Here is a 24,498-nt window from a genome sequence, read left to right as displayed (position 1 = left end):
TCAACCTACGCTTCTCAGCCAAAGATTTCCCGGCACACTGTGGCCGCCTGGCTTGAACCCCAGGCGCTGCGCCAGGACTTCGTCTCCCGGAAGCACCTCCAGCATCAGTTGCCGCTTAGGCGCTCCTAGAAGCGATAATCGCTCAATAACCGTCTCCAACAAAAAGCTGCCGAGTCCAAGATGGCGAAATTCGGGCAACACCAGAAAGTCCTGCAACAGATAGTGCTCCTGTTCCTGACTGGGTTCAGCTGCTGAGCCGCTGCGCACCAAAGCCAAGGCCACCAGTTGTCCCTCCTGCAGATTTTCCCCACCGGACCTTTCCCTGATACATAAGGACAGCAGCGGCTTGGCAGGCAAACAACTGTCATCCAGTCCATGCACCGGCAGTCCTGCCCTGTCCCGGAGCAACAAGAGTTCGTGGGTTGCCAGACAATACTCCATCACTTCAAAGCGACTGGTCTGGTTGAGTACATGGCCCATAAATGCCTCCTTGCATAAATACTGATGGTCGGAACGCCAGGGTATCCCCAGCCAATACGCCAACATGGCAGAGTACTGTGGCAAGCAGATGACAGTTGCAACAACCTGGGTGACAAGATAGAGCTGAAAAAAGCCGGCACCCCAAACGACTCCCGAATTCAGATAATAAGTGCACCACTCATGGTTAAACGGTGAGGAGAGATCAACTGCCTGTTGGTGATACTCTGTAGTCGCCAAACAAACATGAGTAGTTACCATGAATTACAAGCAGTTGATCGAGGGACAACGATACCAGATTGAGGCCTATTTACGCGAGGGTTTCAGTTATCGGGAGATAGGAAAACGTCTGAAAGTCAGTCACAGCACAATCAGCCGGGAAGTAAATCGCAATCGAATTCGGGATAACCATTACTTGCCGGAAGTCGCTCAGGCGAAGGCACTAAAACGCCGTTGTCAGTCCGCGAAGTCTAGAATATCTGGACTGACCATCACCTTTGTTGAGTTCGGTCTCAATGAGAAGTGGAGTCCGGAACAAATAGCCGGTGTCGGTAAAATCATCGGATATAACGTCAGTCACGAGTGGATTTATGGCTATGTCCAGCGTGATAAATTATGCGGCGGCAAGTTGTACAAACAGCTACGCCAGAGTCACCGAAGATACCGTAAAGGTAACCGTGCGAAGCGTGTGATTATCCCGAATCGCGTAGGCATAGAGCATCGTCCCGCTATCGTGAACAAGAAAAAGCGGTTCGGAGACTGGGAAGCTGACACGGTTCTGGGCAAGCAAGGTACGGGCGCGATTGTTAGCCTGGTTGAGCGAAAAAGTAAGCTGTACCTGATACGCAAAGTGCCAGCGAAAAGCGCAGCCGATGTGGCCCGGGCCATGGTTGGTATGCTGTGGAAATATCGAGGTTATGTTCGAACTATCACTGCGGACAACGGCAGCGAGTTCTGTGACCACGAACAGGTCGCAGAAAAGCTTAAAACGGATGTCTACTTCGCTAACCCTTATTCGTCCTGGGAACGCGGACTGAATGAAAACTTCAACGGTTTGCTGCGGCAATACATACGGAAAGGCACCGATTTGCGGACGGTAACAGATAAGCAAATTAGTGAGATTGAACGGGCATTAAATGCCAGACCGAGAAAGTGCCTCGGCTTCAGGCAACCTATTGCGGTATTCAATGAATTACGCAAGGCAGCCTAATTTAGCGAGTGGTGCACTTCGGAGTTGAATTCGCGCTTAAAGGCACACCAAGAGTCTGATTAATGGACCAATCGACAAAGATCACATTTATTTATACTTTTTAGGTCTAATAAAAATATTTTTAATTCCTACAAACGGTATCTGCTGCGTCATAAAAGAAGCTCTGCTGAAACCTACCCTGTGGCAGAGCAGACTTAACAAATAAATGACGCGGAAACATTTTTTTAACATCATAATTTTATTGATAATTTCCTACGTCACCTCCCCTCACCGGCAACACTGCCATTATTACGGCAACCCAAGGGACAACGCCAAAAACATGACGCAACAAAAACAATAAAAACCAATAAAAATCATCAAGTTGACCAAGAACAATTTAGCTTTTACATTTGTTTTACCGTTCACTGTTCACCTCCGTCAGCGACAACATTTCGGAGTGCAGAAAAGCAGCGATACGGCAAACATCAGGTTGGGAACACTCCCGAACCAAGGAAAGTTGTAAGCCATCAGGGAAAGAGCAAATAACTTAATAACAGGCTTTCAGAGGGCAAGACAATGATCATACTCGTTGGCGGTGAAAAGGGGGGCAGCGGCAAGAGCTGCCTGGCACAAAACATTGCCGTTTTTCTCACGGTGGAATGTGGCGCATCGGTGATCATGGTGGATTGCGACCCTCAGCGAACCACCTCTGATTGGATCCAGGCCCGCAACAACGACAGCAAACTAGCCGGGATCAACTGTGTTCAACTCTATGGCAAAATCCGCAACGATCTGCTGAGCCTGGAGCAACACTACGATTATGTGATAGTCGATTGCGGCGGCCAGGACAACCTGGCGCTGCGTGCCACCATGTCAGTGGCCTCCCATGTACTCATGCCCCTCAGGCCCAAACGCCGCGATCTTAAAACCGTCAGCCATATGGACGACATTGTCGCTACCTGCATGATGATAAACCCCAAGATGCGCGCCTCTTTTGTCATCACCCAGTGCCCTAACCTGCCCAATCAGGCCAGCCGTATTCTCGAGGCCAAGGAAGTCTGCAAAACCTATGATATCAATGTGCTGGACGCCATTACCTACAGCCGCAACATCTATGATGACAGCGAAGAGTCCGGCCGCTCGGTAATTGAATTCGAGCCCAAGGGCAAGGCCGCCGCCGAGATCCGTGCCATCGCCTGCGAAATGCTGCAGGCACAGAATGCCACTGAGATCCGCAGCCGCCTGATGACCAACCAACTCAACAGCATGAGGACTCAGTATGGGACTGGCCGATCTGAAGAAAAACGTTACGCCATCTGAAGTCGATGCCCGTAAGCGTATGTTAGCCATGCAATCCCTGGATGAGTTTATCGATGGTGCCATCTATTACGCCATGGGGCAAACACAGCAATCGGCGGCAACTATGCCGGTTGAGCAGCGGTATTCCAATACAGCGTCCGCCAATCAGGAAGCCACTCAGCAAAAGCTGATACCCAAACGCCGCCACGAACCTTTTCGCAAGGCAACTTTCACCCTGAGTGAAGCGGCCATCAGTCACCTGGCCGAAATGGCCAGCGACTGTGATATTGCCAAGTCACGCCTGATACGTTTGCTTATCAAGCATCATCACAGCCTGACACCGCAAGAGCGCCGCGAGTTGGAGCAGAAGTTTATGCCGGACTGATTCCTTTCCCTTGAAATGTGTGGACTGTTTGACACTCCCACCCTTTGCTGACAGCCGATAACAGGTTTCAACCTCTTTGCTGTCAGCTTTTTTTTGCTTGTTTTTCATGCGCCGAGCTTGAGTTATTCCCACTGAGCCCCCACAGATCTGATTAGACTCTTTAGCCATGGAGCCGGATCATGCTGGCCATTCTGATCACCCTTGCCGCCGGCGCCAGCGCCATAGGTTGGATCCTCAGCCAATCCTGGCGGGATCGCAGACGCAGAGACAAGATACGCGCCAAGCCTTTCCCCAAGGAATGGCGCACTATTCTGAAAAAACGTATGCCCTATTTCCGTTCCCTGCCCAGTGACCTGCAACTGCAGCTCAAGAAACACATCCAGGTGTTTCTGGCGGAAAAGCAGTTTGTCGGTTGCGACGGGTTGGAGGTAGATGATGACATCCGCCTGACCATAGCCGCGCAGGCCTGTCTCTTGTTACTCAATCGCCAAACCGACTATTACCCTAACCTGAGACAAATTCTGGTGTACCCATCGGCCTTTATTGTTCGCCAGCAGCAGCGGGATGCCAATGGCCTGGAATGGCACAGCCAAAGGTTATTGGCGGGAGAATCCTGGGGTCAGGGAAAGGTCGTCCTTTCCTGGCAAAATACCCTGGATGACGCCGCCGATCCGGCAGACGGCCGGAATGTCGTGATCCATGAATTCGCCCATCAACTGGATCAGGAAGCAGGCGATGCCAATGGCGCTCCCAGACTCGGCGAGTTCAACGCCTACCCTGTGTGGTCGCAGGTGCTTGGCCGAGAGTTTGCCAAACTGCAGGCTCAGGCCGCCAGTGGTGAGCCCAGCCTATTCAGTTACTACGGCGCCACCAATCCGGCCGAGTTCTTTGCCGTAATAAGCGAGGTGTTCTTCGAACAGCCGCAGCAGATGAGAGCCGATTATCCGGCACTCTACCAGGAACTGAGCCGTTTCTATCGTCTCGATCCCCTGAGTTGGCACTAGGCCAGCTTTCAACTGGATAACGGCATACCTGCAAACAGAAAACCCATTTGGCTCACATCTTGTGCCCAATTGGGTTAAGCTGGGCCGACAATAAAAATTTATAAGAGGAAACATTATGTTGCACCTTAAGCCTCTGTTGCTGACTACAGCGCTGCTGCTATCGATTTACGGCCATTCAGCCTTGGCAAATAGCCCGGAAGCCGGCAATCAAAACGGCCAGGAGCAAAGCGGCCAGCTCGATGATAGCCAAACTCAGGCCGCTTCGGTATTGGATAAGCTGCACCAAAGTGCTGCCAATGCCGACTGGGACAGCTACTTTAGCCTCTTCAGCCCCGATGCGGGGTTTATCGGTACAGATGCCAGTGAATACTGGAATATGGTTGAATTTGAGCAGTATGCTCGTGCCACCAAGGGCTGGACTTACCAAAGTTCCTCGCGCCGCCTGGTACAGCACGGCGATGTGATAGTGTTCGATGAACTGCTGGACAGCCAGTCCTATGGGCTTGGACGGGGCACAGGCACGCTTGTCAAAACCGAACAAGGCTGGCAAATACTGCAATACAGCCTGAGTTTCCCCATTCCCAACGCCCTGGCACCCAGAATTACCGATCAGATAAAGCTGTATCGCAAAAAGCAGAAATCAGTGCCTGAAGGCAACTGAGAAACAGATGTTGGCCAACTGCACGAAGTGGCCAAAACTGTCAAAATCTTCAGGATGAATATCCCGGCCCGAACTGGCCTTGTCGGCGTAATAGACGCCAATTACCTTATTGTCCACTTTCAGCGGTGCCAGCATAAAACCACTGGCGGGGACTTTTCTCGCCAGTTGTTCACCGAGCACGGCTTTGTCGGCCCCCTCGCCCTGCCAGGCCAGTTTCTGATTTTCAATACAATCCCTCAGCAAAGTGCCGCGGCCTTCCAGCTCGAGAATAAAGTCGTTTTTCATCTCCTCGGCGCCGTCCCCAAGCGCGATTCTCGGCTGCAACATGCGCCTGCTCGGTGACAGCAAGAGCACGGCGCAGCGGTCGAGACCAATACCCTCGAGTATTCCCTCCAATGCCGTGGTCACTACCTTATTGAAATCAGTCTTCTCGACGGCAAAGCCGGTCAGCTCTCTGAGTTTTTTCAGCTGGAACGCAAGATTTGCCTCGCGCACTACAACCTCAGCTACCCTCTCCTGAGGCAGCAACTGATCTGTGTCCGGCAGATACTCGATAAGCACCTTGGCGCCATAGGCTTCGGCTAACTTGACGGTAGCGTTGGAGCAGTGAAGGACCCGGCCACGAAACTCATCTGTATCCAACTGCAGCATATCGGCGGCTTGTTTAAGGCGCCGCTCCAGCTCCTCGGGTTTGAGTGCGGCGCCGGCCAGCGCTTCGCTGAGTTTATTGGCCAGAAAAATACTGCGAATTTCCGGCGTGCGTTCATCGGGATTGCTGAGCGACTTGCACAAGAGTTCACCCAGGCCCCAACTGCGGGCCAGCCCCTGGCTGAGCTGATTGAATGAAGCCCCGAGCGCCTCACGCACCAGATTGAGCCTGTTTACGGCATCACTCTCGGCGCTGAGGGCAGAATCCAGCACCTCGGCCAGTTCGGCTCCCGTGCTCCAAAAGGCACTCTCACCCAAGTGATAGAGCAGCGCGGCAATAAACGCCTCTTCCTGCAACTCCTCATCGTAGCCATCGAGCATCATCTTGGCCAACATGGCGGCCTGAAACGCCTGAGCCATCAGCTTAAGCAACCTTTGATAAACCGAGGGCGCCAGATTTTTGCTTTCCAGCAAACTGGAGAGGAGTTTGGCGGTAATGCAGATATTGCGGATGGTGTCGAACCCCAGTACCACGGCAGCGCGGCTGACCGTTGTAACAGGGCTTATCCCCTTGTTATAGATGGCGCTGTTGGCCACCCGCAAAATACGGGAAGTGAGCGCATTGTCGTGCATTATGCTGCGCCCCAGAATCGCCATGGAGGAGACATCGTCCTTGGCGAGTTTTTCCAATGTCCTTATTGTTGAGCAAAGTGCGGGCATTTCCTGATCACTGATCCTGCGGGTCCAGTAATCCACCCCCTTGTTGGCTGATTTCAAATACGACTCAACTCTTTCAGATATTGGCCCAGCGGTGGGCTTGAGAATGGAACTCTTGTTATGAATAAAGCACAAACTTCAAAGAAATAACACAATTACAACAAAAAAAGGCGACTCAATGAGTCGCCAAAACACAAGCAACAAGGCTCAAATGACTGGGAAGTCACAAATTACCCCCCGAAAATGGCGTAGGTTCATTTCCGGGGAAGTGGCGCCCGAGGACGCCAACACAGGGGATTAAAACTGCTCTTCTTCGGTCGAACCACTCAGAGCCGTGACAGAGGACTGGCCGCCCTGGATAACATTGGTCACCTGATCAAAGTAACCTGTACCCACTTCCTGCTGATGCGCCACAAAAGTGTATCCCTTCTGCGCGGCAGCGAATTCGGCTTCCTGAACCTTCTCAACATAGTGCTTCATGCCTTCGCCGCGGGCATAGTCGTAGGCGAGATCGAACATGTTGTACCACATGTTGTGAATACCGGCCAAAGTGATGAACTGGTACTTGTAGCCCATGTTGGCAAGCTCCTGCTGGAACTTGGCAATGGTGGCGTCATCCAGGTTCTTCTTCCAGTTGAACGAAGGTGAACAGTTGTAGGCCAACAGTTGATCCGGATACTGGGCATGGATGGCTTCGGCAAAGCGGCGCGCCTCTTCCAGATCCGGCTTGGCGGTTTCACACCAGATAAGGTCGGCATAAGGTGCGTAGGCAAGCCCGCGGGAAATGGCTTGATCCAAACCTGCCTTCACCCGGTAGAAACCTTCCTGGGTACGCTCTCCGGTGATGAAGTCGCGATCATAGGGGTCGCAGTCTGAGGTCAACAGATCAGCGGCGTTGGCATCGGTACGGGCAATCACCAGAGTATCCACTCCGGATACGTCGGCTGCCAGACGGGCCGCCACCAGCTTCTGTACCGCTTCCTGAGTCGGCACCAAAACCTTGCCGCCCATGTGACCACACTTTTTCACCGAGGCCAGTTGATCTTCGAAGTGCACCCCGGCGGCGCCGGCATCTATCATGGACTTCATCAACTCATAAGCGTTCAGCACGCCACCGAATCCGGCTTCAGCATCGGCCACAATCGGCAGGAAGTAATCGACATAACCCTCATCTTCCGGGTTTTTGCCCTGATTCCACTGGATCTGATCGGCGCGGCGGAAAGAGTTATTGATCCGTCCCACCACGGCAGGCACAGAGTTGGCCGGATAGAGTGACTGATCCGGATACATGGTGCCCGCCAGGTTGGCATCGGCCGCCACCTGCCAGCCTGAAAGGTAGATGGCCTCGATACCGGCCTTGGCCTGCTGCACGGCCTGACCGCCGGTCAAAGCGCCGAGAGAGTTAACATAGCCCTTCTTCGCGCCGCCGTTAACCAGTTCCCACAACTTGGCTGCGCCGCGCTTGGCGATAGTGTTTTCAGGAACCACTGAACCGCGCAATGCCACAACTTCTTCTGCGGTAAATGGACGACGAACGCCCTGCCAACGTGGATTTTCAGCCCAATCCTTTTTCAAAGCTTCTATCTGCGCCTGACGTGAATTCTGTGTTGCCTTGGTCATTTTGACTCTCCTTCGTAGGGTAATTTGGCAGCCACCCAGCCCCCGCGGGCAGCAGCCGTTAATGGTTATGGGGTTATCGGGTAAGCAGCTCGTAGCCCGGCAAGGTCAGGAAGGTCACCAGCTCATCGGCTGTGGTGATCTCTTCCAATAAGCTTGCCGCCTGCTTGAATTGGCCGTTATCGAAACGCTCGCTGCCGAGCTCTTCACGCACATTGGCCAACTCTTCTTTCAACATGGCGCTGAACAGCGCCTTGGTCACCGGCTTGCCGTTGGAAAGCTTTTGCCCGTGCTGGATCCATTGCCAGATAGAGGCGCGGCTGATTTCCGCTGTGGCTGCGTCTTCCATCAAGCCATAGATGGGCACACAACCATTGCCGCCAATCCAGGCTTCTATGTACTGCAGTGCAATACGGATATTGAGTCGCATCCCCTCTTCGGTGCGCTCACCATCACAGGGTTTGAGCAGCTCGGCCGCCAGGATGGGGGCATCCACGTCGCGGGTGATATGCAGCTGGTTGGCGTGCTCTTCACCTATATATTCGTTGAAAATCCCCATGGCGGTATCGGCCAAGCCAGGGTGCGCCACCCAGGTACCGTCATGGCCGTTTCGGGCCTCAAGCTCTTTGTCCTTGCGAACCCGCTCCAGCACCTGGGCATTGGTTTGCGGATCCTTGGCGGGAATAAAGGCCGCCATGCCGCCCATCGCCAGAGCGCCGCGCTTGTGGCAGGTCTTGATCAACAGGCGTGAATAGGCGCTGAGAAACGGCTTATCCATGGTCACTTGCTGGCGGTCCGGCAAAATACGATCGGGATGCTTCTTCAAGGTTTTGATATAGCTGAAAATGTAATCCCAGCGGCCACAATTGAGCGCCACTATGTTGGAGCGCAGCTCATAGAGGATCTCCTCCATCTCAAACACGGCCGGCAGAGTTTCAATCAGACAGGTGCACTTGATGGTGCCGCTCTGCAGGCAGAAACGCTCTTCGGCGAAAGCAAACACCTTGGCCCACCAGCGCGCCTCAAGATGGCTCTCGAGCTTGGGAATATAGAAGTAAGGTCCGCTACCCTTGGCTAGCAGTTGGCGATAGTTATGGTAGAAGTACAAAGCAAAGTCGAATAAGCAGCCGGGAATGGGCTTACCGTTGAATTCTACATGCGCCTCCGGCAGGTGCAGCCCCCGCACCCTGGCAATCAATACCGCGGGGTTGGCCTGCAATTGATAGTGTTTGCCGGTTTCCGGCGCGGTGAAATCAATTTCACCGCGGACGGCGTCACGCAGGTTAATTTGGCCCTCGACCACCTTCTGCCAGCTGGGTGCCAGCGAATCTTCGAAGTCGGCCATAAAGACTTTAACATTGGCGTTGAGCGCATTGATGATCATCTTGCGATCCACAGGCCCGGTGATCTCGACCCGTCTATCTTTAAGATCCGCCGGTATACCGCGAATTTGCCAATCACCATCTCGAATGGCCCGGGTTTGCGGTAAAAAGTCCGGCAACTCGCCGCCGTCTATCCGCTGCTGACGTTGCTCACGCTTTTCCAGCAAGCTGGTCACTTCCGGAGCAAACTCCCGACACAGAGCCTCGAGGAAGTTGAGCGCACCTTCAGTAAAAAGGCTCTGCTGCTGTGGTATTTCGGCCCCCTTAATACTGAGCCCTTGCTGTGCGACTGTCTCTGCTATCATGCTGCTGTCTCCCTGGATGGCAGATAAGGCTGCCAAACCCTGCAAATGTTCGTTTCGTACTAAAACCTATCGATAAACATTTGTATTTGCAACAGTCGACATGTCTAAAAAAACGTCAAAACATAGGCTTTAACTTGACTCAAAATTGGTATGACCAAGCCAAAAGCCAAAGCACAATTTATTGTTTTTAGAATAAAAAATATTAAACCATAAAGACTCATGCTGCAGGTTACAGAAAAATGTCAGACAACTTGACCACACAAACGACAAAGTAATTTATTACGTAATTAAATAACAAGAAGGAAAAATTAATTTCCACAAAATATCATTAAAACTTAGGTCTAATCCGCGAATATCCGTTTCGAACTCTCGTCAGGGTCAACTTCAAATAACCAACAAAAACAAATAGTTAACAATAATGCAACCGTGATGGATATTAAACGAGCGTTTAATTCTAACCTTTACGTAAAGGTTATAATTAAATGTGATCGAGATCCGTTTTTCACGACTTGCGTATAGTGATCAACACAGGCCGACTCTTTGGTCAGCAGCAATAAAAAAACGATTTTTTTTAAATTTTTTTCAAAAACTTGCCTATTTTGCTCCCGAAACAGGATCCAAGTGACTTAGTCAAAAAATATCCATTCGGTTGACACAGTTTGAAACTTTTGTTGCAAGACAAATAAAAACCATTATCATTCGCACCCTACTTTAGAGGGGGATGATCTCAAATGCAGCAATCCGCAATATCTCTGGCGGTGACGGCTTGCCTGTCGCTGACCATGGCACAGGCCGCACAGGCAAACGAAGCGACTCAGTCACAACAGGTATCACAGGATGTGGAACGCATTACCGTTTATGGCAAACAAAACAAGGTGGTAATGAATTCAGGGCTGGCGACAAAATCAGATATGTCGCTGATGGAAACCCCGGCGGCTTTGGTGGTGATAGATAAAGAGCTGTTTGCCGCCCAGGGGGCCGACTCTCTGCAGGATCTGGTGCGTAACATCAGTGGTGTTACCCAAGCCGGCAACAACTACGGCATAGGTGATAACCTGGTGATCCGTGGCCTGGACGCCAACTACACTTATGACGGCATGTACGGCGGCGCAGGACTCGGCAACACTTTTAATCCCACTCGCTCCATGACCAATGTGGAAGCGGTTGAGGTGCTCAAAGGCCCGGCGACCGGGCTCTATGGTATGGGCAGCGCCGGCGGGATCATCAACCTTATTGAAAAGAAACCTCAATTTCAGGACAGCACAGAAGTCAGCGCCGAAGTGGGCTCCTGGAACAGTTACAGCCTGGGGCTCGACTCAACCGGAGGCTTGAGCGACACCCTGGCCTATCGCCTGGTGGCCAAACATGCCCGTAGCGATGGCTATCGTGATATCGGCAGCGACAGAGATGAAGTCTATACCTCGTTGAAAATTCTGCCTTCAAACTCTCAAGATCTGGTGCTGTCGGCCGCTTGGATTAAAGACTCTGTGCAAGTAGACTCTGTAGGCCACCCGATACGTATCTACAACGCTGCCTCTACCGGTGGCCTGAGCGGCGCACAAATCAGCTGGCAAGATTTGGTTAACGACCCCAATGGCGCCGGCATTCAACTGACTGAGGCGCAGCGGCAACAACTGGCCGACTCCCTGGTGGCGAGCGATGGAATCGAACCCTTCGACATAGGCGATACCAGCCTGGCCTCTCCCATCAGCAGGCCCAATGAAGGCGAAGAGTGGCGCTTCAAGCTGAACCACAACATCGCCCTCAGTGACAATCTGCAGCTCAATCAGCAGTTACAGTATAGAGACTACCAGTCCGGGTTCATCCGCCAGACTGGCGCATATAACTATGTTTACTGGAAACGCAAGGTCAAATCCGTAGACGTGATCAATGCCGATCCCCGTGCGCCACTGGTGATTGATGATGTCCTGTATCCTTATGCCGCCAGAAGACAGGAATACCGCAAGGTAGATGCCCACGAGAAATCCTGGCAGTACTTTGCCGATATGCGCTACAACTTCAGCCTGGCAGGCATAGACAGTGAGCTGTTGCTGAATGCCAATCTGGAAGACAGAGATATCGCCTACAAGAGCTGGGCACTGTACGACAAAGATGGCGGCGGTGAACTGCCTTATATTCTGGATATCCGCAATCCCAACTGGGGTGACAAAGCCTTTGAGGACTACAACCCGGATCTCAAGGACAACTACAACAAACAAGTCCGCGCCTGGGGTCTGGGCATGCAGTATGTGGGTTACCTGAGTGAAACCTTTACTGCCAGGGTGGGTGTAGCGTTCAATGAGATTGAGCAGAAGTACAGTCATCTGGGCACCCCTAAAAAAGATCCGACCCCGGAGCAAGACACCAAAGATCACGGCATTACCTACAACCTGGGGTTAACTTATATGCCGACGGATAATCTGTCCTTCTTCGTCAATCATGCCAAAGGACGCACGGCCTACAGCGTGCTCGGTGCCGTAACGGGTGCTGAGAGCGGCGGCGCGGCGGACAGGAAGGATTCTGAATCCCTGAGCTATGATCTCGGTATGCGCTTCAAGGGCTTTGACGATCAGCTGCTCGGCTCCTTGGTCCTGTTCCAGAGCGAGCGCACTAACCTGCGCTACGGTAACCCGGAATACAATGACAAAGAAGGTGCTCCTGACTACAACATCTCAGTGCCCGAGTTCTTTTACGATGGCAAGGACAAGACCACTGGTGCCGAGCTGGATCTCAACGCTCACCTCAATGAAGAATGGTTGATAAACCTCAATGGTCTGTATCAGGATGCACGCAACAAGAATGACCCCAACTCCAGCAGCTACAACAGCCGCCAGAAAGGGGTTCCTCAGGTCAGTGCCAGTGCCTGGGTCACTTACAGCCATCAGTGGCAGGCGCTGCCGCAACCCTTGTCCGTCAGCTTTGGAGTTCGTTATGTCGACGAGCGCAGCACCAACTCGGATTCCTTCGGGATCCCGGATGGCAAAGTGCCCGCCTACACAGTTTGGGACTCGGCCATTGCCTACAAGACCGATGACTGGAGTGTGCAGCTGAACCTCAATAACCTGTTCAACACCCGCTACTACGACAAGGCGATGTTCCTTGGCGGCATGCCGGGGGCCGAACGCAACGCCAAGTTGAGTGTCAGCTACCGCTTCTAAACCACAAAAGCGCGCCAATCGGCGCGCTTTTTGTCTCAGGGCAGACCCCTTATAGGCCCTTGTCTTTATCCGCCCGCATCAATGACTCCAGCTCCGCCCTGCCCTTGTTGGACAAACGAATAAGCGCCTTGAGATCGTCCTTATGTTTGGCCCCGGCCTCAACCTGCGCCTTGTCATGCTCGGCAAATATCTTCACTCGCTCATTGGCCTGTACCTGACTCAGACCCAGCGTATGCAGCACACTCTCACTGGCACTGAGCGCCGAGCCAAAGGTTTCCCGAAATACCGAAGTCACCCCCAGGCTCATCAAACGATAGGCATGGTTACGGTCACGGGCCCTGGCAACTACGGCCACATGGGGGAAGTGAGTCTTCACCTGAGTCACTATCTGCAGTGAGTCTTCCACATTATTAACCGCCACCAGGATCACCCGCGCCTTGGGCAAACCGGCCGAAAACAGCATATCGAGCCGCTTGGCATCACCAAAGTACACCTCACCACCAAACTGGCGCACCACATCCACGTGGCGGGCGTCTTTATCCAGCGCCACAAACGGGATCCCGGAGGATGCCAAAATACGGCCGGTTATCTGCCCCATGCGACCAAAACCGGCGATCACCACTTCACTGTCAGCCGCTTCTATCACATCCGGCAGACGGCTGGTTTCGGCCGGTTTACCGAGTTGCTTGAACAACTTAAGCAGATAAGGGGTTATCGCCATCGACAAACCTATAGCCAACACTAACATCTGGCTGATTTTTTCAGACAAAATCCCCGACAGCTGCGCCTGGGAAAGCAGGACAAAAGCAAATTCACCGCCTTCTGCCAGGATCAAACCCAGCACCATGGCACTGCGCCAGGTATGGTGCCTAAGCTTTCCAAGCAACATCAGCACCAAAGTCTTGACCGCCAACATGCCAAAGAGGATCCCCAGCAACGCCAAAGGCTCCTTCAGCAGCAATCCTAGATCCATGGTCATGCCCACGGCCATAAAGAACAGCCCCAGCAGTAAACCCTTGAAGGGTTCTATATCGGTTTCAAGCTGATGACGGTACCCAGAGTTGGCCAACATGATACCGGCCAAAAATGCCCCCATACCAGCCGACAGCCCGAGCCAGGCCATCAGCGCCGCACTGCCCATCACGAGTAACAGCGAAAATGCCGTCAGCACTTCACGGACACCACTGGCCGCCACCAGCTGCAATACCTTGGGAAGCAGGTACTTACCTACCAGCAAAAAGCCCAAGAGAGCCACACAGGTCCAATACCAGGGCACGGCATGATGAGCCGGATCGGCGCCACTCGGCGACAGGTAAGCAATCAGCAGCATCATGGGGATCACCGCCAAGTCCTGCATCAACAATACCCCAAAGGCATCACGCCCCACTGGAGTGGTAAGCAGCCGCTGTTCATTCATCAGCTGCACCGCAAATGCGGTAGAAGACAATGACAGCGCCGCGCCGATAATCACCGCCGCTTCGATGGAAAGTCCGACACCGAATGCCAAGGCGCTGACCGCAGCCCAGGACAGCAGCAACTGACCACTACCGAGGCCAAATATGGCACTGCGAAGCTCCCAGAGTTTGCCCGGGGTTAACTCCAGCCCCATCACAAACAGCATGAGGATCACCCCAAGTTCGGCAAAATGAAGCACGGCGGCAGGCTCAGACACCACGGCAATACCACCCGGCCCAAGCAAGACGCCGGCGGCGAGGTAAGAAAGAATGGGGCCAATACCAAAGCGTTTGCCCAGTGGGACCAAAACCACGGCAGCGAGCAGAAACATGAGCACTGAGGTAAAGATGCCGGCCTGTTCCATCAAGACTCCTTAACAAATGGCGATAGAGGGCTGTTGTTTGTCACTCTTATATTCCGGGATGCACTTTGCCACTAAGACCAAGTTCAGCCCTAAAAATGCATGGATAATCGAAACGGCCCAAACCAGATTTTGCTCAGGCCTATCACGGGAGTTTCAGTATAGCCAGCTTTATAGACCTTGATAACCGAAATTTTGAGCAAATATAAAAATAAGTCTTTTAAATACAAATGGTTTTCAATGCTGCAGCAGGCTTATTGCAAGCCGGTAAAGCGATTTCAAATTTCTTGTCAGTCTGTCAATGGTGCGTTTGGCTAAACCAGAAAGAATCAGCCGCCGCCCCCGTTAACTTATTCTATTTGCCGGGTGTTAATTTGAGCCAAGACAACAATTTGGCAACAGAGAGACGAACCAAGTCACTTTTATGTTGTCGAAGCCTCAAGCGCCGAGTCAATAGCCCTTGTCAGCACGGGCTGGGCTTGGGTATTATGGCCGACAGTTTTTCATGAAGTAGCACATTCAATGTCAATTAAAAAGCAAAGTCTTACCCTGCTGAGCGTCAGTGCGCTCACCCTCTCACTCAGTGCCTGCAGTGTCTTTGACTGGCTGGTGTACAAGCCTGATATTCCACAGGGCAACTATATGGAGCCTCAGCAGGTGGAAAAGCTGCGCATCGACATGACCAAGGAACAGGTGGAATTTGTGCTTGGGCGTCCTGTGCTGCGTGACAGCTTCAAGGATGATACCTGGTACTATGTTTACCATTACAAGAGTGGTCGTGATGCCAGTATTACCCATAAGGAACTGATCCTGCATTTTACCGGTGATCAATTGGCCAAAGTCACAGGGGATTATGAACTGAGTAATGAATTCAATACCCCGCTGGAGCAAAGTAGCCTGCCAATGGCCAACAGCCCAGAGCTGACGCCGCAGATCCCGCAGCAACGCGGTGATGAAAAGCCTCTGGTTGAAGAGCAAGATCCCGCCAAAATGAATAAGCACGAGCAGGACGGTAAGTAATTCCGAATTCCAAGCTTGCACAGACAAAGACATTAAAAAAGCGCCAACAGGCGCTTTTTTAATGTCTTGCTTTTACTCAAGTCACTCAGCTGATTTTGGCGCCGGTCACTTTATTGATCCGCCCTTCCTCGGCCGCTTTTTCGGCGCGCTTGCGGCGCACCTCTTTGGGGTCGGCAATCAAGGGGCGATAGATTTCGATTCTCTGCCCGGGCTCAACTTCTTCATCGTGTTTGACCTGGCGACTGAAAGTCCCGAGTTTCACCTTTTCCAAATCAATCTCTGGGAAAAAGGCCTGGATGTTACTCTGACGCACAGCCTCAATAAAACTGGTACCCGGTGTCACGGAAACACTGATCACCTTCTGTTGTGTCGGTAATGCATAAATGACATCGACACTGAATTTTTCCTGTTCACTTGCCACTGTATACTTCCTTCGCCCGTTGAGTAAAAGCCGTCACCATAGAGGTAACCAACTCTTTGAACACCTTGCCGAATGCCATACCAACCAAGGAGCTGGAGAACTCAAAATTCAACTCAAACTCCACCTTACAGGCGTCCTCGGCCAATTCGGTAAAATACCAATGGCCGGTCAAATGCTTGAAAGGACCATTCTCCAGTTGCAGCTCGATACTCTTGCCTTCCACCACCTGATTACGGGTGGTAAAGGTTTTGCTGATCCCGGCCTTACTGATATCCACCGATGCCAGCATGGTTTTGCCATCAAACTCCAGCACCTTACCGCCAACGCAACCGGGAAGAAACTCTTTATAAGACTCGACATCATTGACTAGCTGGTACATCTGCATCGCACTGTAACGCACCAGAACACTGCGGGAAATCTGTGGCATCCGTTGGTTGATACTCTTGGCTGATCAAAAACAGACCCGGATTTTAGCACGCCGGCCGAAAAACGCATCCTTTGTTCCATCGCAATGGGAGCGGCCACCATAAGCGCTCAAAAAGCCAGCAACAAAACCCTAAGCTACTGCCCACAACTCAAAATATTCTTCCAGGCCAATTCCAAATTGGTGGCTGCTGCGTATAATAGCCAGCCTATGGCTAAGAAGAATGCAAAAAAATCCGCAAACGCTCCGGCAACCATTGCCCGGAACAAGCGTGCGACCTTTGAATATCGCTTCGATGAAAAATTCGAGGCCGGTCTGTCCCTGATGGGATGGGAGGTCAAATCCATCCGCGCCGGCAAGGTGAATCTGTCGGAAAGCTTTGTCATGCTGAAAAATGGTGAAGCTTTCCTGCACAACTGTAATATCACCCCACTCAGCGCGGCATCGACTCATGTGGTCTGCGACCCGACCCGCATGCGTAAACTGCTGCTCAATCGCCGTGAACTGGACCGTCTGGCCGGCTTGGTTGAAAGACAGGGTTACGCCATAGTGCCTATCTCCATGTACTGGCGCAAAGGTGCCTGGGTCAAGGTTGAGATAGGCTTGGGTAAAGGTAAGAAAGCCCACGATAAGCGCGATGATATTAAACAACGTGACTGGGCTATCGAGAAAGCCCGGGTCATGAAAAGCAAGTAACTGATATCTTGCCGTTATTTCGCACGTAAATTGTGCGGATAACCAGCAAGTGATTGTCCTTTGTCAATTAAAGCCTTGGTAAGCCGGCGGTAAAGGGGTTACAATCAAAACATCACGGGGGCGATTCTGGATTCGACGGGATTCGCGAAACTCCGGGAGCATGCCGAGGGGCGGTTGGCCTCGTAAAAAGCCGCACAGTTATAGTTGCAAACGACGATAACTACGCTCTAGCAGCCTAAGGCCGCTAGCCATCTACCACAGGTCTCGCACATGGGCAGTGGATTTGATGGTCACCTTACATAGTGCTAGCGAGGGAACCTTGTCTGGGGGTGAACCGCGAAACAGTACCAGGCTCACCGTTTGGAATCCTGTCTTTCGGAGTTCAACCGGTTAAACAAAAGAGAGACTAAGCATGTAGCGCCTTGAGCGTAGGTTTTTCGGACGCGGGTTCAAGTCCCGCCGCCTCCACCAAATAAAACAAAGGGTTAGCAGAAATGCTAACCCTTTTTCTTTGCCGATTTAGTAAAAATGGTAGCAAAGTGGCAGCAGAGAAATTGCGGGGTGCTGCCACTTCCCTTCTTTTCAGTTCTGGATCCTCTTAATATCTTATTGATCAACTGCTTTAGTATGGCCGCCGTTTTCTGGCTTTCTCTCATACCCTCACGGAATCCACGCAAAACCCCGTGCTGCTGCGGCTTTTACGCCTGCATCCATGGTCAATCCAACCTAGTGGGACTGTAAAACAGTGAAATTAACCGCGATCTTTTCAGATCTTCGATCCTTTCCCCGGCCCAGTGTCTGCGCTTTGTGGCGCCATAAACTGAACAAATTCAAAACTGAAAAAATTTGAGGTGCAAACCGCGCAGGAGGGTGAGGAAAGCCCAGCGTTAAGCCGGGCTGGTGTGGGCTTGGCGTCACTTAATCCCGTCTGCGGGTGTAAATTGCGTTAACGAGCGCCTCGGCGGAGGAACCGGTCTCCACACTGGGGAAGCCCTGCCCAATGTCTATGTATGCAGCGCCCGTTTCGACTTCATGCATCACGCCATTAATTTGGTGTGGCTAGCCTTTGTATAGAATGCTCTCCCCTACAATTGGTAAACGGGTGAACGTTCCCGTAATTGTTTCCTCATTCAGTTTGAATACAGCCGTTAATTTTTCCATGTTCACTCCTCGTTGGTTGCTTTTTGTACATTGGGGCTGCGCCTTTTATTTCAAGTGGTTAATTCAATTTATTTTACAAATACCCTGCATCACGTAGGCCTGACGGCGGTTCAGTTCCCCTTTTGGAAACTGAACCGGCATCAAGGATAAACAGTAGTTACTATGCTGCAATGAGGTTATTTGGTGATGGGTCGAGCTAGGCCTTTTGTGCTTCTGCTGCACTCGCCTTGCCGGAGAAGTCTCCAGTATCATTCGGTGCTGGGCTGGTGCTGTGGATATGACTGGCACAGATAGTTGCCAGCTCTGCTACAGTTCTCATGAGTTCAGATAACAGCTTGAGCACGTTTTCATCTTCACTTCCCTGCCACGTTTTTGGGCTGCGGTAATCCTCCCTATGGTCAGTGACGTTGGCAGTTCAATTTCCAAGTAACAAAAAAGGGCCATCCTTACGGATAGCCCTCAGGGGTTAATTGGCAGATAAGCTTACTTATAAAAAGCTTCGACTGTGCCTTTGATGGTCATCAGCAGAGGCTGGCCGCGGCGGTCGAGCGCTTTGTGAGAGGCGACTTTAATCCAGCCTTCGCTGATGCAGTATTCTTCCACGTCATTGCGCTCTTTGCCATTGATGCGAATACCCACATCGAACTCAAACACTTCGGCCACATGGTGTGGGCTGCGTGGGTTGATAGAAAGGCGATCCGGCAGAGCGGGTGGTACTTTGGTATCGGTCATAATCTTCATCTTGGGTAAATAAAACTCGCGATATTGTAGGCAATCCCCCAATCTGGCTCAATAGCGGCGAATGGCTTTATCCACACGGTTTATGCCCTTTTTATAAATCCAATCAGCCAGTTTGGTTGTTTGGCCATGGGCTAAACTTTATCTGACTCGATTGCACGCTAGTTGATATGTGAATCAATAGAGTCTCGTTCCAAACAATTAACGGCGTATGCGACGAGCCGGCAGCTGAAGTTGTTCTAATGGCCGAACAGCTCATCCCCAAATCCAATAGAAATAGTACTTGGGAAAGCCCCAAGAAAAATCGGCGCAAAGCCAAAGCCTGCGCCGATTTCATGGGATGGATTATCCGCTCTCTTACTTGTTTACATCAACCGTCAACGATTACTGCAAATCGAACCTATCCAGCTCCATCACCTTGGTCCAGGCTTTGGCAAAGTCCTCAACGAAACGGGTCTTGCCATCGTCTGCGGCATACACTTCAGCGACGGCCCTGAGCTCTGAATGGGAACCAAACACCAAGTCGACCGGCGTAGCCGTCCATTTGAGCTTGCCGGACTGACGATCAAGGCCCTGATAGAGATCTGGCTCCTTATCCTTTTCCCAACGAGTGGACATATCCAGCAGGTTAACGAAGAAGTCGTTACTGAGCTTGCCTGGGCTTTGGGTGAACACCCCATGCTTGCTGCCACCGCTGTTAGCATTCAGCACTCTGAGACCGCCGACCAATACCGTCATTTCAGGAACCGTCAGGTTAAGGAAGTTCGCCTTTTCAATCAGAGCTTCGGCCGGTGATGCCGGGCTTTGATCACTGAAATAGTTTCTGAAGCCATCGGCCTTGGGCTCAAGCACGGCAAAGGAGTTCACATCTGTTTGGGCCTGAGTCGCGTCCATCCGCCCGGGATGGAAGGCAACATTGACTTTAACCCCGGCATCGGCCGCGGCTTTTTCTATGGCTGCACTGCCGCCCAAGACAATGAGATCGGCCAGCGACACCTTTTTACCGCCCTTGGCTTTCTTGTTAAAATTCTTTTGGATTTTCTCAAGTTTACCAATGACTTTCGCCAATGCCTTGGGATCATTTGCCGCCCAATCGCTCTGGGGCTTCAGGGCGATTCTGGCACCATTGGCGCCGCCACGCATATCTGTGCCACGGAAAGATGACGCAGCGGCCCAAGCCGTTTTCACCAGCTCAGGCACGCTGATGCCTGAATCCAAAATAGCCGCTTTCAGTTGTTTGATATCGGCCGCGTCGATCAAAACATGATCGACGGCAGGGATAGGGTCTTGCCAGATCAGATCTTCAGAAGGCGCGTCTTTACCCAGGTAGCGGGTCTTCGGCCCCATATCTCTGTGGGTCAACTTGAACCAAGCCTTAGCGAAGGCCAGCTCAAACTCGGCCGGGTTGTTGAGAAAACGGGTCGTGATTTCGCGGTAAATAGGATCTTCCTTCAGCGCGATATCACTGGTGAACATGATGGGAGCATGGCGCTTGTCGGGGATATGGGCGTCAGGCACCAAATTGGCGGCCTTGCCATCGGCAGGGATCCATTGAATGTGGCCGGCCGGACTCTTGGTTTGTACCCAATCGAAGGTGTAGAGCCAGGTTAAGTATTCCATGGTCCACTTGGTGGGGTTGGAAGACCAGGCACCTTCCAGGCCGCTGGAAACCGTATCTTCCGAGTGACCTTTACCGCAGCGGTTTTTCCAGCCAAGACCCTGCTGCTCTATTCCGGCGGCAGCGGGTTCTGCGCCTACACACTTGGCTGGATCATGGGCGCCGTGAGCCTTGCCGAAGGTGTGACCACCGGCGATCAGCGCCACGGTTTCTTCATCATTCATGGCCATACGGCCAAAGGTATCACGGATCTCCTGGGCGGATGCCAAGGGATCTGGTACGCCATTGGGCCCCTCAGGGTTCACATAGATGAGCCCCATCTGGGTGGCTCCCAAGGGTTTTGCCAACTCACCCTTTTCATTGTGGCGTTTATTGTCGAGCCACTGTTTTTCGGCGCCCCAGTTAACCTTTTCGGCTTCCCAGTCATCAGTGCGGCCACCGGCAAACCCGAAGGTTTTAAAGCCCATGGACTCCAGGGATACGTTACCGGCCAGTACCATGAGGTCGGCCCAAGAGATCTGGCTGCCATACTTTTGTTTGATTGGCCAAAGTAGGCGGCGAGCCTTGTCGAGACTGACGTTATCAGGCCAACTGTTGAGAGGTTCAAAACGTTGCTGACCACCACTGGCACCGCCGCGACCGTCAAAGATGCGATAAACACCGGCACTGTGCCAGGCCATACGGATAAAGAAAGGGCCATAGTGGCCATAGTCGGCGGGCCACCAGTCCTGAGAAGTGGTCAACGTGGTTTTGATATCGGCTTTGACGGCGTCCAAATCCAAAGAGGCAAAGGCCTTGGCATAATCATAATCGGCGCCGTAGGGATTGGATTCAGCGCCGTGCTGGCGCAGTGGTGATAGATCCAGTTGCTGGGGCCACCAATAGGCGTTGGTTGTTGCGGCCTGAGGTTGAGCGGCAGATTGCGACTGCGCCGCTTGGGTAGCGGCTGCGCCAAAAACCATAGCGACAGACAGCGCCACCGCGGTCAGAGATGGGATACTTGATTTCATGTTGGAAGTCCTCTTCCTTGGTGAAGGGCGTGGGATAAGCCACTTTCCCGATTCAAGTGCCGCGAATGCCGGCGCCTTTGGTTAGCACGCCTTAACAAACGGGCACAGTTAAACAGCGGCGAATACGGCCTGCCGCTGTTCACTCCAAGGTAGTGAGGAAACTTATTCGCGACTAACGATTAAATCAGATTGTCGTAATCTAAAAAGAAGCATTAACTAATTTAGGGAATGGTATTCTGTAGTTATCCAACTATTCTCTGACGGCTTCCTAACCCGGTGAGATTGACACCATTTCAGCCATCTCAAAAACACAAACCTGCTATTAAGCCATTCTGCTTAACCATTCTCTAAGCCATTCTCTAAGCCAAAGATTGGAAGTCAGTAACTACTATCAAGTATTCGTGTTTAAACCCACTTTTGAGCGCAAAAGGGCTTGGCCTGTCTGTCTTTGGCAGAGAGTAATGGCTCACCCTGTGCGATATTCAGCGGCCAGTCTATCGCTAAGTCAGCATCGTTCCAGACAATGGCACCTTCATCGCCGGGCTGATAATAATCGCTGCACTTGTATATCACCTCGGCCGGGCCCTTGGTCACATAAAAACCATGGGCAAACCCTGGTGGGATCCACAGCTGACAGCGGTTCTGTGCCGATAAATACAAACCGTGCCACTGCCCAAAGGTGGGAGACTGGGGACGAATATCGACAGCGACATCGTAGATCTCACCGCTGATAACCCGAATCAACTTGCCCTGGGGGTATTGGCACTGAAAATGAAGCCCCCTAAGCACTCCCGCGCCAGAGCAACTGTGATTTTCCTGCACTAAAGTGACAGCAGCCTGACCGGAATCCATCAAGGCTTTTTCAAAACCGGAGGCTCGAAAGCACTCCATAAAATAGCCCCGGGTATCGCTGAAGATTTCGGGCGTAAACAATATCAGACCGGATAAAGGGAGAGATTGAGCTTTCATCAAGAGGCACAAAAAACGGTAATTGGAGGGATTGTAACAGGAGTCGTAGTCATAGGACGATAGCCTTTCCATTGCATTGCGTAAACAAGCCGGTTACGTGACTGAATATGCTCTGAACCGTAACCCAGATGGTGTGACAAAAGCCTTACTCCCGCCAAAACAGCTGTGCTAGCCTGAAGGCCAACTTAGGTAACTTAAGGGAATAAACCATGAACAAGTCTACTATTTTTGCGTTATTGATGACGAGTGGTATGGCGCTTGGCTTGGCGGCTTGCCAAGACCAGGAGACACAATCTCCGGCCACTAACGGCCAAACAGAAACGGCTACAGCCCCCGCTGAGCAAACAGCGCAAGTACCAATGGGTGATACCAGCCAAAATGCGCTGGATTGGGAAGGAAGTTATAAAGGGCTGCTGCCCTGTGCAGATTGCTCAGGAATAGAAACCACGCTGACGCTCAAGGGAGACAACAGCTATCGCCTGCAGCAAGTGTATCAAGGTAAGGACGAAAGCATATTCAGCGAAAGCGGCAAGTTCACCTGGGATGCCAGTGGCGGCAAAATCACCCTCGAGGATGGCAGTAAATATCTGGTAGGGGAAAATCAGCTGTTTATGCTGGATAGAGAAGGCAACCGCATCACCGGCAGCCTGGCGGATAACTATAGGTTGAGTAAAGAACAGTAATTGGCACAGTGTAGAGCCGCATAGTTAAGCTAATACAGCCAAGTCAAGTCATAGTGCGCTTCAGATCTGAAGCGCGCTATGGCTCTTTTATCAATAAAAGGCTTTATACCAATCAGCAAAAGCCTTCACCCCTTCACTGATCCCAACTTGTGGTTTGTAAGCCACAGCTTTAAATAAATCTTCGGTATCTGCCCAAGTGGCCTGGACATCACCATCTTGCATAGGCAGCATAATTTTTTCAGCCTTTTGCCCGAGTGCTGCTTCAAGCTCGCTGATAAAGTCCAATAAACGAACCGGGCTGCCATTGCCTATGTTGTACACGCGATATGGAGCACTGCTTGTTGCCGGAGTGCCCTGCTCTACCGTCCAATCACTTTGTGTCTTTGGCACTTTATCGGCCACTCTGATAATGCCTTCGACAATATCATCAATAAAGGTGAAGTCACGGCTCATATCCCCCTGATTAAACACCTTGATTGGCCTGCCAGAGGTAATGGCATCGGCAAACAGCATAGGTGCCATATCCGGGCGCCCCCATGGGCCATAGACGGTGAAAAACCTCAGTCCCGTTGTGGGCAAGCCATATAGGTGCGCATAGCTATGAGCCATCATCTCATTGGCTTTTTTGGTCGCCGCATAAAAAGAAACTGGATGATCAACCGAATCCGTTGTCGCAAACGGCATCTTCTTGTTGAGGCCATAAACAGAGCTGGAAGAGGCGTACACCAAATGCTCTATGCCATGATGGCGACAACCTTCCAACACAGTAAGAGTGCCGACAAGATTACTGTCTGCATAAGCATAGGGATTTTCAATCGAATAACGGACGCCGGCTTGGGCACCCAAGTGGATAACCCGCTTGAAACCACCTTTGGCAAAGAGTTCAGCCATGGCTTCCCGGTCGGCAAGATCAAGCTTTTGGAATTGGAAATGGTTAAAATCAGCCAGTTTTTGCAATCTGGCCTGTTTTAAACCGACATCGTAGTAATCATTGAGATTGTCGATACCAACAACTTCGCACCCTGCCTCACAAAGCCGTTCGCAAACTCGGGCACCGATAAAACCGGCTGCGCCGGTAACCAGATATTTCATTTTGTTGG

Annotated in this window: 20 protein-coding genes and 1 other RNA gene; 10 read left to right on the top strand and 11 right to left on the bottom strand. The window is 51.8% G+C overall.

The window, feature by feature from the left end; genetic code table 11:
• Nucleotides 1–480 (bottom strand): GNAT family N-acetyltransferase, encoded by a 480-nt coding sequence (locus ACWAU4_RS08045; protein ID WP_170946696.1) that lies wholly within the window; start codon nt 478–480, stop codon nt 1–3.
• 256 nt (nt 481–736) lie between these two features.
• Between ACWAU4_RS08045 and ACWAU4_RS08040 the strand changes: the two genes are divergently transcribed.
• The 5 genes from ACWAU4_RS08040 to ACWAU4_RS08020 all read left to right on the top strand — a co-directional run bounded on the left by ACWAU4_RS08040 (nt 737) and on the right by ACWAU4_RS08020 (nt 5,015).
• On the top strand, nt 737–1,687 hold the full coding sequence (locus ACWAU4_RS08040) for an IS30 family transposase (protein WP_115389073.1): 951 nt from the start codon (nt 737–739) through the stop codon (nt 1,685–1,687).
• A 555-nt stretch (nt 1,688–2,242) separates the two neighbouring features.
• On the top strand, nt 2,243–2,986 hold the full coding sequence (locus tag ACWAU4_RS08035) for an AAA family ATPase (RefSeq protein ID WP_025009750.1): 744 nt from the start codon (nt 2,243–2,245) through the stop codon (nt 2,984–2,986).
• Nucleotides 2,946–3,350: a CopG family transcriptional regulator gene (locus ACWAU4_RS08030; RefSeq protein WP_096141378.1), complete on the top strand. Its 405-nt coding sequence runs from the start codon at nt 2,946–2,948 to the stop codon at nt 3,348–3,350. Before ACWAU4_RS08035 ends, ACWAU4_RS08030 begins: the two co-directional genes overlap by 41 nt.
• Nucleotides 3,351–3,529: 179 nt before the next feature.
• Nucleotides 3,530–4,354: a M90 family metallopeptidase gene (locus ACWAU4_RS08025; RefSeq protein WP_208124447.1), complete on the top strand. Its 825-nt coding sequence runs from the start codon at nt 3,530–3,532 to the stop codon at nt 4,352–4,354.
• 115 nt (nt 4,355–4,469) lie between these two features.
• Nucleotides 4,470–5,015 carry a nuclear transport factor 2 family protein gene (locus ACWAU4_RS08020; protein ID WP_208124446.1) on the top strand — a complete coding sequence of 182 codons (546 nt, stop codon included), beginning with the start codon at nt 4,470–4,472 and terminating at the stop codon, nt 5,013–5,015.
• On the opposite strand, the gene ACWAU4_RS08015 is transcribed toward ACWAU4_RS08020, so the two are convergent.
• The 3 genes from ACWAU4_RS08015 to aceB all read right to left on the bottom strand — a co-directional run bounded on the left by ACWAU4_RS08015 (nt 4,995) and on the right by aceB (nt 9,684).
• On the bottom strand, nt 4,995–6,383 hold the full coding sequence (locus ACWAU4_RS08015; RefSeq protein ID WP_208126148.1) for an HDOD domain-containing protein: 1,389 nt from the start codon (nt 6,381–6,383) through the stop codon (nt 4,995–4,997). The genes ACWAU4_RS08020 and ACWAU4_RS08015 overlap by 21 nt on opposite strands.
• 294 nt (nt 6,384–6,677) lie before the next feature.
• Nucleotides 6,678–8,000, bottom strand: a complete 1,323-nt coding sequence (gene aceA / locus ACWAU4_RS08010) for an isocitrate lyase (RefSeq protein ID WP_028779181.1) — start codon at nt 7,998–8,000, stop codon at nt 6,678–6,680.
• Nucleotides 8,001–8,073: 73 nt separating this feature from the next.
• Nucleotides 8,074–9,684 carry a malate synthase A gene (aceB, locus tag ACWAU4_RS08005; protein WP_025009747.1) on the bottom strand — a complete coding sequence of 537 codons (1,611 nt, stop codon included), beginning with the start codon at nt 9,682–9,684 and terminating at the stop codon, nt 8,074–8,076.
• A gap of 731 nt (nt 9,685–10,415) precedes the next feature.
• On the opposite strand from aceB, the gene ACWAU4_RS08000 reads away from it, so the two are divergent.
• Nucleotides 10,416–12,842, top strand: coding sequence for a TonB-dependent receptor (locus ACWAU4_RS08000; RefSeq protein WP_208125719.1), 2,427 nt, complete (start codon nt 10,416–10,418; stop codon nt 12,840–12,842).
• 49 nt (nt 12,843–12,891) lie between these two features.
• On the opposite strand, the gene ACWAU4_RS07995 is transcribed toward ACWAU4_RS08000, so the two are convergent.
• Nucleotides 12,892–14,661 carry a monovalent cation:proton antiporter-2 (CPA2) family protein gene (locus tag ACWAU4_RS07995; protein WP_044734152.1) on the bottom strand — a complete coding sequence of 590 codons (1,770 nt, stop codon included), beginning with the start codon at nt 14,659–14,661 and terminating at the stop codon, nt 12,892–12,894.
• 519 nt (nt 14,662–15,180) lie between these two features.
• Between ACWAU4_RS07995 and ACWAU4_RS07990 the strand changes: the two genes are divergently transcribed.
• A complete protein-coding gene (locus tag ACWAU4_RS07990; RefSeq protein ID WP_054744896.1) occupies nt 15,181–15,678 on the top strand; it encodes an outer membrane protein assembly factor BamE in 498 nt (165 codons plus the stop codon).
• An 85-nt stretch (nt 15,679–15,763) separates the two neighbouring features.
• Here the strand turns inward: ACWAU4_RS07990 and ACWAU4_RS07985 are convergent, their stop codons facing one another.
• Together ACWAU4_RS07985 and ACWAU4_RS07980 are read right to left on the bottom strand one after the other, a co-directional pair.
• A complete protein-coding gene (locus ACWAU4_RS07985) occupies nt 15,764–16,099 on the bottom strand; it encodes an RnfH family protein (protein WP_071237794.1) in 336 nt (111 codons plus the stop codon).
• Nucleotides 16,089–16,526 carry an SRPBCC family protein gene (locus ACWAU4_RS07980; protein ID WP_025009744.1) on the bottom strand — a complete coding sequence of 146 codons (438 nt, stop codon included), beginning with the start codon at nt 16,524–16,526 and terminating at the stop codon, nt 16,089–16,091. The genes ACWAU4_RS07985 and ACWAU4_RS07980 overlap by 11 nt, the downstream gene beginning before the upstream one ends.
• A gap of 207 nt (nt 16,527–16,733) precedes the next feature.
• On the opposite strand from ACWAU4_RS07980, the gene smpB reads away from it, so the two are divergent.
• Together smpB and ssrA are read left to right on the top strand one after the other, a co-directional pair.
• A complete protein-coding gene (gene smpB, locus ACWAU4_RS07975; protein WP_025009743.1) occupies nt 16,734–17,219 on the top strand; it encodes an SsrA-binding protein SmpB in 486 nt (161 codons plus the stop codon).
• Nucleotides 17,220–17,335: 116 nt separating this feature from the next.
• Nucleotides 17,336–17,690, top strand: a transfer-messenger RNA (tmRNA) gene (ssrA, locus tag ACWAU4_RS07970).
• Nucleotides 17,691–18,863: 1,173 nt separating this feature from the next.
• Here the strand turns inward: ssrA and ACWAU4_RS07965 are convergent.
• The 3 genes from ACWAU4_RS07965 to rfbC all read right to left on the bottom strand — a co-directional run bounded on the left by ACWAU4_RS07965 (nt 18,864) and on the right by rfbC (nt 22,715).
• Nucleotides 18,864–19,112, bottom strand: a complete 249-nt coding sequence (locus ACWAU4_RS07965; RefSeq protein WP_025011888.1) for a DUF3297 family protein — start codon at nt 19,110–19,112, stop codon at nt 18,864–18,866.
• A gap of 390 nt (nt 19,113–19,502) precedes the next feature.
• On the bottom strand, nt 19,503–21,746 hold the full coding sequence (gene katG, locus ACWAU4_RS07960) for a catalase/peroxidase HPI (RefSeq protein WP_208125718.1): 2,244 nt from the start codon (nt 21,744–21,746) through the stop codon (nt 19,503–19,505).
• Nucleotides 21,747–22,151: 405 nt separating this feature from the next.
• Nucleotides 22,152–22,715 (bottom strand): dTDP-4-dehydrorhamnose 3,5-epimerase, encoded by a 564-nt coding sequence (gene rfbC / locus ACWAU4_RS07955; protein ID WP_144132240.1) that lies wholly within the window; start codon nt 22,713–22,715, stop codon nt 22,152–22,154.
• A 209-nt stretch (nt 22,716–22,924) separates the two neighbouring features.
• Between rfbC and ACWAU4_RS07950 the strand changes: the two genes are divergently transcribed.
• Nucleotides 22,925–23,398: a copper resistance protein NlpE gene (locus ACWAU4_RS07950; RefSeq protein WP_243756960.1), complete on the top strand. Its 474-nt coding sequence runs from the start codon at nt 22,925–22,927 to the stop codon at nt 23,396–23,398.
• 90 nt (nt 23,399–23,488) lie between these two features.
• On the opposite strand, the gene ACWAU4_RS07945 is transcribed toward ACWAU4_RS07950, so the two are convergent.
• Complete coding sequence (locus tag ACWAU4_RS07945; RefSeq protein ID WP_144132241.1) at nt 23,489–24,490, bottom strand: NAD-dependent epimerase; 1,002 nt, start codon at nt 24,488–24,490, stop codon at nt 23,489–23,491.
• Nucleotides 24,491–24,498 lie beyond the last annotated feature (8 nt).

The organism is Shewanella sp. FeAMO (genome assembly GCF_053653955.1).
This window is presented reverse-complemented; position numbering and strand designations above follow the sequence as displayed.

Excerpts from the sequence above, each read along its gene's own strand:
- ACWAU4_RS07950 (WP_243756960.1), top strand. The coding sequence starts at position 22,925 with ATGAACAAGTCTACTATTTTTGCGTTATTGATGACGAGTGGTATGGCG.
- ACWAU4_RS08040 (WP_115389073.1), top strand. The coding sequence starts at position 737 with ATGAATTACAAGCAGTTGATCGAGGGACAACGATACCAGATTGAGGCC.
- aceB (WP_025009747.1), bottom strand. The coding sequence starts at position 9,684 with ATGATAGCAGAGACAGTCGCACAGCAAGGGCTCAGTATTAAGGGGGCC.
- ACWAU4_RS07995 (WP_044734152.1), bottom strand. The coding sequence starts at position 14,661 with ATGGAACAGGCCGGCATCTTTACCTCAGTGCTCATGTTTCTGCTCGCT.
- ACWAU4_RS07965 (WP_025011888.1), bottom strand. The coding sequence starts at position 19,112 with ATGACCGATACCAAAGTACCACCCGCTCTGCCGGATCGCCTTTCTATC.
- ACWAU4_RS07980 (WP_025009744.1), bottom strand. The coding sequence starts at position 16,526 with ATGCCACAGATTTCCCGCAGTGTTCTGGTGCGTTACAGTGCGATGCAG.
- ACWAU4_RS08035 (WP_025009750.1), top strand. The coding sequence starts at position 2,243 with ATGATCATACTCGTTGGCGGTGAAAAGGGGGGCAGCGGCAAGAGCTGC.
- ACWAU4_RS07990 (WP_054744896.1), top strand. The coding sequence starts at position 15,181 with ATGTCAATTAAAAAGCAAAGTCTTACCCTGCTGAGCGTCAGTGCGCTC.
- ACWAU4_RS08025 (WP_208124447.1), top strand. The coding sequence starts at position 3,530 with ATGCTGGCCATTCTGATCACCCTTGCCGCCGGCGCCAGCGCCATAGGT.
- aceA (WP_028779181.1), bottom strand. The coding sequence starts at position 8,000 with ATGACCAAGGCAACACAGAATTCACGTCAGGCGCAGATAGAAGCTTTG.
- smpB (WP_025009743.1), top strand. The coding sequence starts at position 16,734 with ATGGCTAAGAAGAATGCAAAAAAATCCGCAAACGCTCCGGCAACCATT.
- rfbC (WP_144132240.1), bottom strand. The coding sequence starts at position 22,715 with ATGAAAGCTCAATCTCTCCCTTTATCCGGTCTGATATTGTTTACGCCC.
- ACWAU4_RS08015 (WP_208126148.1), bottom strand. The coding sequence starts at position 6,383 with ATGCCCGCACTTTGCTCAACAATAAGGACATTGGAAAAACTCGCCAAG.
- katG (WP_208125718.1), bottom strand. The coding sequence starts at position 21,746 with ATGAAATCAAGTATCCCATCTCTGACCGCGGTGGCGCTGTCTGTCGCT.
- ACWAU4_RS07945 (WP_144132241.1), bottom strand. The coding sequence starts at position 24,490 with ATGAAATATCTGGTTACCGGCGCAGCCGGTTTTATCGGTGCCCGAGTT.
- ACWAU4_RS08030 (WP_096141378.1), top strand. The coding sequence starts at position 2,946 with ATGGGACTGGCCGATCTGAAGAAAAACGTTACGCCATCTGAAGTCGAT.
- ACWAU4_RS08020 (WP_208124446.1), top strand. The coding sequence starts at position 4,470 with ATGTTGCACCTTAAGCCTCTGTTGCTGACTACAGCGCTGCTGCTATCG.
- ACWAU4_RS08000 (WP_208125719.1), top strand. The coding sequence starts at position 10,416 with ATGCAGCAATCCGCAATATCTCTGGCGGTGACGGCTTGCCTGTCGCTG.
- ACWAU4_RS08045 (WP_170946696.1), bottom strand. The coding sequence starts at position 480 with ATGGGCCATGTACTCAACCAGACCAGTCGCTTTGAAGTGATGGAGTAT.